The following is a 13,105-nucleotide window of genomic DNA, read 5'->3' on the forward strand; positions in this document are numbered from 1 at the left end:
GGTTATCAGGCAGACTGATTGAGTTACCAAAACTCTCGAGCAGAGGACTTATTCTCAGCGTTTCCTGGCTTATCGCCTGCTTCTTGCGAGGTCCCTGCTGGGACGGGATGTAAATCACCCGTCTCGTATATCTGAGGTTCCGTTACAGTCTCGTTGTCGGCATCGGGGAAGACAATGAAGACGAAATCATCCTCGGTTGGCATCTGTTCGAACTCGTTTTCTGGAATAAACGGCTTGTATATTCGTGTCCAGTCGTCCTCCAACTCCTCACGCGACCCATACACGTACTTCTCGCCATTGGTACGAACGATGAACTCGTCGTTGAGTCGTTCGTAGTATGCATCAACCGATTCCATTGACGGACTCGCCACATCAGCAGGACTGGCGAACCGAGCGTGTTCCCTCCCATCGCTATCTTGGAACACAATCTCTTCACCGTCTTCTTCCCAGACACCGCTACCTGCAGTCTGTGGCCGTAGAGGATAGACACTATCGTCGATACTGAGATGCGATCCGGTATTGTAGAACCGCCGATTCCCCTTCGCGTCTGTTTCGTTCACGAAGGTTAGCGACGAGTCGTCAATCCGTGTCTGGTTTCCAGCACGGTAGGTATCGTAGAGGATTTGTTCACCTCGTCGTGCCCAATAGCCGAACTCATCATGATTGCCACTGCCGTCCTTGCACGCAAAGACGCACTTCCGCCCTGAATTGATCGCCTTCCGGAGGTTCGACAGCGTCTGCATTGGCTTTTTGATCGTCGAGGTCTCGGCCTCGATGCTGAGGTTCATTCCATCGCTCACGGTATACACGGCAGGATACTCCTTGCGCAACTGCTGTTCCTTCTCCCGTGACTCGACAAAGGTCTCTGCATCCATCGGGTCAACCGGCAACTCGGCCACTCCGTCAGGTTTGTCTGTCCCATCCTGGGTCGGCAACTCAACGTGGAAGCCGAGTTTGGTGAAGTACTCGAATGCTCGCCGGAGAATCAGGCGATGTTCATCCCGTCCACCACTGGCTGAGGAACCAGTATCGAACAGAGACGACATTCCCTTTGAGGTGAGTCGCACATGGACTTCTCCCTCAGTGCGTTGTAATTCGAGGATATCACCTGCCATCTGTTCGCGGAGGTTCGCTAACTCGCTCGTCGCCATCGATTCCATCCGCGTGTGAAACTCTGCATCTACTTGGTCAACAGAAACCCACCTTCCATCCCCGTCTTCCTTACAGCTTGCAGCAAAGACGGCCTGTGCCATCACCGACTGCAAATCAGTCGAGGACCTCTCCCCGTTTTCACTCTGGTCATCTCTCGGTGTATCGAATCGGAGTGCGTCTTTGATCTCGGTATCGTCAAGCCGGGACTGACCATACGTGACCAAGCTCTGGTCGACAACACGTTCAGCCTCTGCGTCTGAACGGAGCGGTGGATACGGTGCGAACGTCTTGATGCGAACTGGGTCGGACAGCGCATCGTTTTCACCGAGGGTTAATCGCAGCCACGCGTGATAGGATGGTGTCTCATTAAGTTCGCTTCCCGAGAGGTCGCCAAATCGCTTTGCGATCGCCGTCGCGTCACTCGGATTACCAGGACGGAAACTCAATAACGTGTTGCAGTTGCCGAAAATAGCGTTCTGGACGGATTTTGGGAGCTGTGATGGCTGCTGGCAACAGAGCGTGACGCCCATGTTCATCGCACGAGCCTTCGAGAGCATCGCCTCAACGTCGGTTTCCTCGTTTACGACCGCGTCGAACTCGTCCACCACGAGGAAGTACGGATCACGATCACTCTCAGGACGTGCTTTCCGAGCCTTGATTGCTGTCCAGACACGCCGCATCACGGCAGTCGCAATCATGTTCGCAATCGTCGTGCTTTCCGTACCATTCCGGACGACAACGAGTTCCCCCTCTTCGACGGCTTCACTGATGTTTAGCGGTGAGTCACGGTGTGCAATCAGCCGCCGAGTAATCGGGTTCTCAACCCAGGGCTGGAACCGGCCAAGCAACGGTTCAAGCGAACTATCGCTTAGTTCGGCGATCTTCTGAGTGTACTCCTGAATGAACTCAATCCGTTCTTCAGAGACGTGGTCGGCGAACTGCTGGCGGTTGTCCTCCGTCAGCAGCGCGTAGTACATGTCCAGCAATGTATAGTCGTAGCTGGACCGGTGCATCGCCCGAATCATGTTCTGGGCGACACGGTCCATTCGCGCACCCCAGTATCGTTCAGCACGCAACAGCGAGACTAAATCGTCGACGAGCGCCTCGACTGCCGCGTCATACTGGGGATGATTCGGCTCAAGCCCGATATTAAGGAAATTGAACCCCACCTCTCGATTCCTCTCGGACCCTGGCTCAATCCAAACAACGTCGTCTAACCGTTCTGCTGGCAATAACTGGAGTAGCTCACTGGCACCATCTCCTTTTGGATCGATGAAACACCAGCCGTGATCACCGTACGCCCACTGTTGGAGCATGTTCTGCAGGACGGTACTCTTCCCATACCCGGTTGTCCCGAACACCCCGATGTGTTGAGTGAGATTCTCGAACGAAATCCCGGCTTCTTGAACGCCAGCCTTTCCATAGCCAATCCACGTCGCCTGTTCGGGGTTCTCCTGAGCGTGTTCGATCATTCGGCGTGGCCATTCCCCAGCGAACGTCTCCTCCTCATTGGCTACCGTGCCGGTCGCGGTAAGTTCCTTGCCACGCCGAGACGTACTATCGTCTTGCTCGAATGCATACGGCCACGCCTCTACACTCTCGTCTTGATTTGAGTCCGACTGAGCACCCACCGATTCGGCCATCGATGACTCCTCGTCGTCGCTTGTTCCGGCCGACCGATTCAGGAAAGGGAGCGAGAATCTCACGGCGATTCGTCCTCCTGGGCGAACGTTTCTGCGTTCGACGGTAGTTGGTCATATGGCGTCATATCGGTCCAGTCCAATGGGGGAGTCATCAGGGATGCAGCTGGGATATGTGCAACGCCAGCTAATTCATCAACAGTAAGCACCATTTCAGCGTCCATCAACTGGCGAGCGACTGCTGATTCAATAGCGTGTTCGATATCAGACCCACGGTGCTGTGTAATCTGGAAGCCTTGCCCGATCATAGAATCGAAGTACTGTTCGAATACTCGCGCGATCTCCCAGACCCGGTTCGTTGCAGCAAACCGTGATTCAGCACTCACGAGAACACGGATGTCTGTATGGAACGCATCGCTTCCACGCTGGGATTGCACAACTTCTGCCGCCCGACGCTCCGTCTTTGACGGGTCTACCTCGTACGTACTCAACCAGCCTTTCACTTCGGGCGTCCGTAGGTACTCAGCGGCATCAGCGACGTTTCCCCCGAACCAGCCGCCGGTAGTCCAATTCCCCTTAGCGGGTTTGAACACGACTTGGACAAGTGCATCTACTTGACTAGCCGTATCAGGGCCGAGTATCTCCGTGATTAGTGGCCTAAATGGATCTATTTCAAATCCTTCGACGTCATGGCGCCGAATTGGGTAGAACAATTCACGTCCTAGCGACAGCGAAATCGCTGCGATATGCTGGCCGGACTCCAGCACAGGCAGTCGTGGTCTACTACGGGTAACTTCTGCATCCCGGTACTGGCTTGTCAGTTGTCCCTCAACCCGGTCGGCCATGTGTTGTTCACCGGGAACATAGGCACATTCGACGGCACCATCGTTCCCCCAGAGTTCGAACGCATGGGTTTGGCTTTGGTTGCGTTTGAGGAGGTCTGTCTGTACCACATGGAATGCAGGAAGTACCTCACGGCCATCGATAATCTCATTCTCATCGCTCCGTGGCCGTACCCGAATAACCGAACCTGCCGAATCCGCAGTGCCTTGCAGGAACTCAACTTCGTCCTCTGTAGGCACCCATGTCTCGGGGCCACCAGCAAGCCATTGCCGAACACCACCTGCTGTCTCACGCACTTGACTACCAACCTGCCGTACCCGAGGGAAGCGACCAGTCATGATTCACGACCTCCATTCTCGTCCTCAACGCTCTCACGAGCGGAACCCGAGTCGGACGAAGTGCTGTCTTGGCCTTGTCCTTCGGAGTCCTCTATATCGATACCGCCGTCAGTTTCGGCAGGCGATGCTCCCCCAGGGAATGCTTGTCCACTAGGGCTCGTAGACTGATTCAGCTGTTCTTTGAACGCCTTGAGTTCTTCTTGACTTCCGTTAGTGCCGGGCAGGTCTGTGGATGACTGTTCTCGTGGGTTGAAGTCGATAACTTGCTGTTCTTTGTCCATCGCTTGGACTTCGATGCCACGCCATTCTCCGTCGACACCGACCAATGCTTCTGAGAAGCCTGCTTGTTCGCTCCCGGGAACAGCGTCCTGTACGTACCGCATTTGTGCGTAGTTCAGGCCGAACTCCTCAGCCCAGTCCTCGTCCATGCCGTCGAGTCGGTGGAACTGCTTGATTGCACACTGGTCGAGAATCGCCTCTGACTCCGCGTGCTGGAAGAACTCGTCGACAGTCTGGGTTACCAATCGAATGCTGAGGTCGTGATGGCGATGATGGCGGAACACCGTCTCGAGGAATGACAGATTCGACGCGTCCTGCATGATATACCGCGCCTCGTCAATGACGAAGACGACCTCTTTGTCGGTCTCCTTTGCCCGCTCATACACTAGCGAAATTAACAACTGCATGAGGAGACTCGTGCTGCCACCGACACTGCCTTCCTGTTGTCCGAGGTCGAGATAGATTGTCTTCTCGTCTCGGATATCGAATTCGGTGGGTTTGCCGAGGTTCGCATACCGACCGCCTTCCTCGAATGGCCGTAACTGGTCAATCAGCCACTTCGCGTCTTCACGGATCTTCTCGGCCTCTGCGGTCGAACGCACAACAAACGTCTCCGGATCATCGATCATGTCCTGCAGGACATCCATCACGTCGCGGATGGTCGGACTGTCGTTGCTATGTGTCCCGATATCCTCTGTGATGCCATTCCGTTCGTAGGCGTTCTCGAGTGCGACTTCCAATGTCGTCCGGCGATCACCCAACTCGACACCGCGCAACGCGAAATAGTTGGTCAAGAAACTCATCGCGTCATCGAGTTTCTCTTTGAACGGACTGGCGTCTTCACCCATTGACCGCTGAACCCGATCAGACGTCGGCTTGATTTCCAACGGATTGAGCCCCAGCGTCCCACCGATGGTAATTCGTTCAGCGCCGAGTGCCTCTGAGACACCAGTCCAATTATTCAATGGTTCAAGAACAATTCCGATGCGATCTTGACTCTGTTCAATCGACCGGATGAAGTTTTGTTTCGCGCCAAAGGACTTGCCAGACCCTGGATCGCCGACTGTGAACATCGCGTAGCCGTTCTCGCGAGCGAATGGGTCGATGACGACCGGACTTCGAGTATCCTTGTGAATTCCAAATTCGACGCCACCCTCTTCGATGATATTCGGAGTGTTCGGTGATGCGAGCAACGCACCGACTGCACCCCCGAGTGCGATCGATTCACGCCCGAACACATTCGGGCCAATTGGTGCCGCCGACTGTAGCGCAAGATCTTGCTTACAGATGGCCGTCTTTGGTGTGAGGTTTGCTGGATCGTCGCGAAGTGCTCGGCGGACCTTACGGGCAGACTCCCTCAACTCAGCTTTCGTGTCCGCTCGAACCGTGACAAACATCCCCTGGTCGAACACGTTCTGCCCGCCTTCGACGGCTTTGTACGTCGCAGATACTTCGTCCGCCCGCTCCTGTAGATAGGCACCTCGGACGCTTTGTTCAAGGTCAGCGTCAACTTGCAGATCGTCAGCAGCATCCTGTAGTTCACGTCGAGCCTTCTGGCGGTTCTTCGGGTTAAGATGAACTGTTAAGTCGAACTCGACGTCAGTCATCTCGAAGAGGTCGCTTAGATACCCATCACTTGGATAGTCCGGATAGTCGACGATAGACATCGTTGTAGTCCATTGTTCGCCGACCAGAGCACTCCGGGTTTCCCACTTGATAGCTGTTGGAGCAACTGTATTTTGCTGTAACTCTCCGAGGTCATCCGGCACTGGTTGCTCACGGCCACGTTCCTCTTGGGCGGGTTCGTCGATGAATCTGGAGAAGTTAACCTGGTGTTCGCTATCGACAGTGGAACTGTACCAATTCCAGGCTTTTTTGAGACCGATGCTTACCGCGAGTACACCCGGTCCGTACAGCATCAAGCCCGCTGGCGAAACAACACGTGGCAGCGCTCGGGATAGCTCTGCCACTATCGAGAGGCCTACAACCAGGATAGTGAACCCAACACTCATTCTACATCACCTCCGCGTTGGGAGTGTCCTACTGCATGTTGCTGTCGGACAACCTCCTGGTTATCTCCGTAGTCGTGCTCCTCACCATTCCAGAAGTCCATCATCAGAACAAACAGTTCGACTGTACTGAGTCGACGAGCCGACCACCCCGGAATATTCTGAATAAGTTCACTCCGGACAGTCATCACTCGGTCGTCCAACTTCTCGAACATCTTCGCTCGGAATTCCGTCTCTGAAAGGGATTCACGTCTGGTGACGAACGGATTGAATAGAAATCCGATTACGGGAAGGGTGGTCAGTTTTTCCGCTGGCGTGTGCTCGTCAGTATATCGATTGAACACCTCGAGTCGATTGACCTCAACGCCGATGAAATACCGGACCTGTTGGGTCCCGCGATCGCGCATCTCCGCTGGCCGTTTTGCCCGGTATTCCTCTAACAACTCAGTGAATACTGGGTTTTGCTGTACGTCCTCGTCGGTAAGTCGGTCATCAATTTGACCTACCAATTTCTCTACTGGAAATGAATGGGTGGTAGCGTGGAATTTCAGTTTGAAATCTAGTTCCTTGTTTGCGAACTCTTGGGCTGTCTCCTGTACGTGCGCCCAATTATCAGACATCGAAAAATCCATGTTTGCAGGCTCGATCTCGACGAATGCCTCCATCGCACCGTCGGGCCGCTGGATTGCACCTACGCCAGACCACGCCCGCTTGATATTCGTCAAATCCTGTGTTCGTTCATCAGGCTGGAACGCTGTAGAACTACGAATCCGGTTCTGCCGTTCAGCCTCCTGATACTGTGAAGACTCAACGCCAGACACTCCGTTGTCTGTTACTTGGGGGCGTTTCAGGTATCGGCAGGCATCTTTCAGCCATCCCCATGCCGTGAGGTGAGTTGGCGTTGTGTATACAATCCCAACACCAACACCGAGGCCCACTGCAACGAGTGGAAGGACAAACGAGTTAAGTCCGAGAAATCCAGCTATCAGTAATCCTCCAATTGGAAATCCGATGAGGACGCCAATATCGCCCTCCTCAATATTGAGGAAGGGAATCCGATTCTCCTCGCCAAACTGGTCCATAATCCGTCGTGAAGCAGATTCTCTATCGATTGTCATCTTAATAGTATCCTGGATCGTTCTCCGTGCGTCGATACTTCGGGGCGCCATGGTCCTGTTCACCATCGCTAGATTCAGTTTCAAACCGCGACTGTACTCGTGAGAAACCAACCTGGCGTGCCGCTGCTTTCGGGCCATGGTGGGCAGCCGTCCGGGCGACTGCCGGGCCAGCAGCATACGCTCCCGCCACAACTGTTCCTGCAGTCAACGCAGCCCCAGATGTAGTCTGCATGATTTTGGCAGCAGCTGGGTTCGCATATTTGAACAGTCGCCACGTGATGAACAACGCTAACAGTGGCAACGATACTGCAACGAGATACTGCAGAAAGGCACTGCCCGGCGCCAGCGCCGATTCACCGGTATAGAGCAAATCGTATCCCTTAAACAGTATTGCTGCTGGAAGCGGCATCACTGCCAACGGTACAAATCTCTTGCAGACTGCTTTGGCGATATCCGAGACAACTGGGAGATTCCCGAACGCGATTGCAACGCCAAGTGGCATCCCGTACATGTAGATGTAGAGGAGAACACGGCGAATGTAGAAGAGGGCCTCAAGCAGCCACATACTGAGCCCACCGAGTGTGGACATTGCGAGTGTCAACCCGGGGTTCTCAAGGCTAGCTTGGAGAAATATCTGCATTGCATCAACCAGCCCCCCAAACTGTGGCATCAACGCAAGCGTGACTCCATCAATCAAGTATAAACACAACGTTCCGACCCAATACCACGTGACAATTAGGAACGCGCCAGTCCAGGCATTCTTCCGTGTTTTCCGTGCCTGATACCCACTACTGAAATTGAAGATACGGAGTGTATGGCGGCCCTGCACGCAGATTAGCAGGAGGGACAACGCAAACAGCATAATCTCACCACCAACAAGACTGTGATAGATTTGAACCCAAGGCTGATTCTCTGGCATACCGAACACCACATTCCCGTTTTCAGGATGCGGTGTCGGTGTCCCAAACATTGCTTCAGTAAAGGCAGCGTATCCGTCTCGGAGCCCAGCTTCAAACCAGCCGATAACCTCGTTGATGATATCTCTGAACCACTTCTTCCCAGCATCAACAATTGGTATGTCAGGCATTTCTCAGCGTCCTCCCGTATCGTTGAACGTGAATAGTGAACCGAGTTGCAATCCGAGATATATCGCTACCAGAAACGGCGTGAACTGCCAGCCAACCTCAACCAGCAACGCGAGCCATCCATCGAACGAGAGCAACGGGTGATACTGAACTGTCGCACGATCGCCGACGTAGGCTGGATCCTGACTCAACCACGACTCTGGATGATACTGTGCCGTATACGACCCATATTCGGTAACGGTCGTAATCGCTACGCCAGAGTGATTCGTCCGAACACGCTCACCAGCAACGCTAATATAGCCATTGCGCTCGTTATCGACGATAGCTGCCCTCCGTGAATCGCTATCAAGTCCAATCGGTTCGCCAGTCTTCTCATCTCGTAGCTCAATTCGTACAGTCGCCTGTGAACCGTTCGTTGCTAAAACAGTCATTGTGAGATTGCTTCGCCGGATCTGTCGCTTCGATTCCGTATCCGGCTCCCTAATCGTCGAATTCACTCCGCGAACGATACCTCGGACTGTGACATTATGATTCTCGATTGTGTGGTGGCGAACTGCTACTCCGTGTGAAGGGGTATACGGCTGATCGACAACACCGACATGGACGTTCTCGCCGATTGTTTCCGCTGGTGATGGCCGTTCGCTGCCCCAGACAGTGGAGATATCTGGACCGGTCCGAACGGGTCTCGCCTGCGGACCAAGAACAGACGGGAACGCGTGTACGTAGACCGGAATTGCGTCCGATTCCACGACGTCTGTTCCGTGTTCAGTCGATTGAATGAGTGACTCCCATCGAGTATCTCTTGCCGTGTAGAATCGCCACACGCCTCGAACGTTCGCTGTCCCATCCGACGATAACTGATATGACTGCCAAGGGCGGTTCTGGTAGATTGCGACACCGACATCCCCATTCGGGTACGTGGAATGGCTGGCAAACACTTGCAGGTCATAGACGTTGACTGGGACACTATCCGAGACAACAACTGTATCAGTCACAGACTCTCGGAGACCAGTTTGGGTTCCAGACGGAGGTCGCTGGAACGTCACTTCGATTTCTGCCTCAATCGTCACCGTCGATGTTGAACTCTCGAGCCCAGCATAGTCGAAGGCCGGCATTTGCGTGCCGTCTGTTCGAGCTATGACCTCCCCGTCCTGTTTAAGACGGACCTCAGTCACCTGATCGTCTATCTTCGTCCAGTTCTGACCAGCAGGTTCAGAAACACGATAGTCCACAACTCCCAGTACACGACCATCTGGAGCGATATAGAGGGGTGTTTCTCCAGATTGGAGATGCCCTCGTGTAGAGGGCTGCACCACGAAGATGGTGCTGTGGGCATCTTTGATCAGCGTAGAGTTCGTGAGGTCGGCATATCCGGGATGAACAGAGGTGTTGTCTCCTCCCGGTTCGAAGTCTCTGTAGTCGTTCCGTGTCCAAGTTCCAGCAGTCGAAGGCGGCCGTTTGTACGTGATATCGGTGTGCGCTGCAAGCTGCTGTATAGCTGTTTTATCCGTGGCGTTGACGCCGGTGTTTCCGTTGTCCGTATCTCGCGACCAAAGGGCTGCAGATTCGTTCTCAGAGAGCCCGTTGTCCTCGGGTTCTAACGGCGGGCGTACTGCAATTCCCCCACCGACGAGTAGACCCACGATCAAGAGTACAACCGCTAAACCCGATAGAGGGTGACGCATACTATGTTGTTCTCTATTGGTCGTCTACCAGGGGCTGAGGTTGACACAGTCGGCAAGTGGAAGTCCCATTAACGGGCCAGCGACACTGTAGAGCGGTCCGAGGACGATGAGAATGACTCCGGATTTGAGTGCACTGCGTTTGTGCTGTTTCAGTCCCTTCTTTTGGTCTGGGTTTGGCATAAACATCTCACCGAGGGAGTCCGCCTGCCAGATAACGACAAGACCCATGATACCGAGTCCAGTCGTGATTTGGAAGAATCCCTCAATCATCCCAGGGAGTTTCTCAGATTGACAGATTGCGCTTTGCTCGCTACTCTGCTGAGCGAGCGCCGGATCAACGAGTAATATACTCACTAGGACAACTGCTAACCCAGCACCTCGACTAGCGCGTTGCCAATCTAATTGGTGGACTGTTTTACGTAGAGTACGATACTGTGTCTGGATTCTCGAAGTGAGAGCACTAACTGTGAACATCTTCTGTAAGCGTTGTTTTGCAGATTTGTTTCGTGTTGGTTGCTCGTATTGTGTCGAAATACAGGTCCAAGACTACCAGATTCCTCTACAAAGCTGTCTACCATTGAGTCGTTCAGACTCTCTTTCATGGGCTCTACTTTGTGGAGGGCCGATGGAGGGACCTGCACGCACCTCACCAACGCCAGAGCCATCAAATAAATCTATTCAATCACATTGAAAAACATTTCAAGAGCTAACATCTTGGTTGCAAAACTATGATTGAGACCAGTTAAACCAACAAAAAGAGTGAGCATGAAGTGGCAAGCCAGCCATTCTATCTCATAGAGGAAAATACAGGCGGGACAGGCCGAATACCTCGGGACTTGACCCCGAGGTGGCTCAACGAAGATTAGCAGTCAAACGGTGAATAAGTTGAACTAGAGTAACTTGGTTCAGATACCCAGACTCTAATTCAAAATACTAAGATGCTTTTTTAGTCGTCGCTTGCCACTTCAGTTGGGGTGTCGGTGGACGTCCAAACCGTTTTTGCGCGGTCGATTCGGTCGTTCCAGTCGGCAACGAGTGTCGTGACTGCGAGGTCGCCGGTCACGTTGTTCATGGTACGGAGTCGGTCGAGGATGGGGTCAACGCCTGCTACCATACCGACGACCTCGAGCGGTAGTCCAAGTTGGGTGAGGACGAGCGTTAGCATGATCAGTCCGCTTCCCGGAACACCGGCAGTGCCGACACTTGCGAGGAGCGCAGTCACGATGACGGTCACCTGTTCTCCGAGCGTGAGCGTCTGCCCGACGAGGTTGGCCGCGAATATCGCGGCAACGCCTTGGTACATCGCGGTCCCGTCCATGTTGATCGTCGCTCCGAGCGGGAGTGAGAAGCTGTACACTTCCTCGTCAACCCCGAAGTTCTCCTCGGCGTCGTTCATCGTGACCGGCAGCGTTCCGCTGCTAGAGCGGATGCTCAGTGCCGTTATCATCGCTTCTTTGGCCCCTTTCAGGAAGTCGATTGGGGATTCACGGAGGAGTCCCCACTGGATGACGAGAAGGTAGGTGAAGCCGATGTGGAGGCCGACCGCGAGCGCAACCGCACCGATGAGTTTTGCGAACGGCACGATCGCGTCGACGCCTGCCTCCCCGAACGTCGCCGCCATCAATGCGAACACGCCAATCACGCCGTACTCCATTACGCCCCAGACGATTTTGAACATCGCCTCTGCACCGGTTTCGGCGATTTCAAACATTGTCTGGACCCCTTCGTGGATAGTCGTCCCAGGCTCGTACTCGTCTTGCAACAGAGCCAGCGAAAGTCCGAATGCGATGGTGAAGAAAATCGTCGGAAGTACGTTCCCCTCAGCCATCGCCCCGACCGGATTCGTCGGGACGATGTTCATGAAGACCTCAAGCATGTCCGGTGCTTGCTTGGTCTGAACGCTGGTGTCGGCTAACTCGAGACCGATACCAGGGTTGATTAGATTCCCGACGAGTAGCCCGATGGAGATGGCTACTGCGGTTGTAGCAAGATAAAGCAGTATTACTTGGCCACCGATTTTCCCGATACTCGACGGAGAGAGCCGTCGGGCGCCCATGAGCAGGGTAAAGAAGACGATGGGGATGATGATCATCTTGAGAAGACGAACGAAGAGCGTACCGAGAGGCTCAAGCCGTGTCGCTGGTTCTCCGATTGCAAGTCCCAGAAGCGATCCAAGGACAAAAGCAATCCCGATGCGATAGATTATCGCTACTGAGCGATATCGATTCCATAGTTGGCGCGTAGCACTCGCCATGAGATGCCATTCCAAATCGCGAGCTATAAATATAACGCTACAACATAATTCTTTGATTAATTATTACGTTTAATAATTGCCAGGGGTGACTGACCATTTCCTATCCTGAAAACAAAATAGCAGCCTCAGTCGTCCGAAGTTGCTCGTCCGTATGTCAATATCCCTCATGTGTGAAGCTATGGAATTCTTCGCGTTGGAGTGTTGGCTATGTCGCACCGACGGAGACGAGTTCCCCCTTGTGGGTACTCCAGTCTGTGCGCTTCTCGTTGGTGTCTGTCTGCCGTAGCGGAGCGGTGCGGTAGGCCGCCGTTCGTATTTGAGACGTACTGACCGTACCCTAGACCCTACCTCGAGATCTGTACCAGCCTACTGTTCAAGAAACGTCCGCGAGGTACCGAGATCGGTGTGCTTCTTGTGCTTACAGACACACTGGAACAGGTTGCCATTCTGACCTGTATTCCCACTCGCCGTACACTGGATACGCGTGCGTTTTCCACACTTCTAACTGCACCTCAAGGGTGATGTCGTACTCCTCGGCTGTATGGGCGAGGCAGTCAATAAACGAGCGAAAAGTAAAAAGTATGTTATGAACAAGTAGCTATTTGACCCAATAATCTGTAGACGTATTTCATATGTAAATAAACCAATAGTAGCCTGGTTACTGCATCGACTTACCTATTATATAATGGAGAGCCACATACG

General features: G+C 53.6%; 8 protein-coding genes. All 8 read right to left on the reverse strand.

Translation table 11 applies throughout. The annotated features are described in order from the left end of the window. Window positions 1-23 precede the first annotated feature (23 nt). A complete protein-coding gene (locus E2484_RS07680; protein ID WP_137284615.1) occupies window positions 24-2,858 on the reverse strand; it encodes a type IV secretory system conjugative DNA transfer family protein in 2,835 nt (944 codons plus the stop codon). Then, a complete protein-coding gene (locus E2484_RS07685) occupies window positions 2,855-3,973 on the reverse strand; it encodes a hypothetical protein (protein ID WP_137284616.1) in 1,119 nt (372 codons plus the stop codon). The genes E2484_RS07680 and E2484_RS07685 overlap by 4 nt, the downstream gene beginning before the upstream one ends. Then, entirely contained in the window at window positions 3,970-6,264 is a 2,295-nt protein-coding gene (locus E2484_RS07690; RefSeq protein ID WP_321112108.1) for a VirB4 family type IV secretion system protein, read from the reverse strand. The genes E2484_RS07685 and E2484_RS07690 overlap by 4 nt, the downstream gene beginning before the upstream one ends. Next, entirely contained in the window at window positions 6,261-7,379 is a 1,119-nt protein-coding gene (locus tag E2484_RS07695; RefSeq protein WP_137284617.1) for a hypothetical protein, read from the reverse strand. The genes E2484_RS07690 and E2484_RS07695 overlap by 4 nt, the downstream gene beginning before the upstream one ends. A gap of 1 nt (window position 7,380) precedes the next feature. Beyond that, window positions 7,381-8,466, reverse strand: a complete 1,086-nt coding sequence (locus tag E2484_RS07700; protein WP_137284618.1) for a hypothetical protein — start codon at window positions 8,464-8,466, stop codon at window positions 7,381-7,383. Window positions 8,467-8,469: 3 nt separating this feature from the next. Further along, window positions 8,470-10,107: a hypothetical protein gene (locus E2484_RS07705; RefSeq protein ID WP_321112112.1), complete on the reverse strand. Its 1,638-nt coding sequence runs from the start codon at window positions 10,105-10,107 to the stop codon at window positions 8,470-8,472. 66 nt (window positions 10,108-10,173) lie between these two features. Next, window positions 10,174-10,623 carry a hypothetical protein gene (locus E2484_RS25950; protein ID WP_394347900.1) on the reverse strand — a complete coding sequence of 150 codons (450 nt, stop codon included), beginning with the start codon at window positions 10,621-10,623 and terminating at the stop codon, window positions 10,174-10,176. A gap of 472 nt (window positions 10,624-11,095) precedes the next feature. Further along, window positions 11,096-12,403, reverse strand: coding sequence for a dicarboxylate/amino acid:cation symporter (locus tag E2484_RS07715; RefSeq protein WP_137284621.1), 1,308 nt, complete (start codon window positions 12,401-12,403; stop codon window positions 11,096-11,098). Window positions 12,404-13,105: the final 702 nt, after the last annotated feature.

Origin of the sequence: Halorussus salinisoli (assembly GCA_005239435.1) — an archaeon.
GTDB lineage: Archaea > Halobacteriota > Halobacteria > Halobacteriales > Haladaptataceae > Halorussus > Halorussus salinisoli.

What these genes read in the sequence shown, in the direction of transcription:
- E2484_RS07685 (WP_137284616.1), bottom strand. Translation starts at nt 3,973, where the DNA reads ATGACTGGTCGCTTCCCTCGGGTACGGCAGGTTGGTAGTCAAGTGCGT.
- E2484_RS07690 (WP_321112108.1), bottom strand. Translation starts at nt 6,264, where the DNA reads ATGAGTGTTGGGTTCACTATCCTGGTTGTAGGCCTCTCGATAGTGGCA.
- E2484_RS07695 (WP_137284617.1), bottom strand. Translation starts at nt 7,379, where the DNA reads ATGACAATCGATAGAGAATCTGCTTCACGACGGATTATGGACCAGTTT.
- E2484_RS07700 (WP_137284618.1), bottom strand. Translation starts at nt 8,466, where the DNA reads ATGCCTGACATACCAATTGTTGATGCTGGGAAGAAGTGGTTCAGAGAT.
- E2484_RS25950 (WP_394347900.1), bottom strand. Translation starts at nt 10,623, where the DNA reads ATGTTCACAGTTAGTGCTCTCACTTCGAGAATCCAGACACAGTATCGT.
- E2484_RS07715 (WP_137284621.1), bottom strand. Translation starts at nt 12,403, where the DNA reads ATGGCGAGTGCTACGCGCCAACTATGGAATCGATATCGCTCAGTAGCG.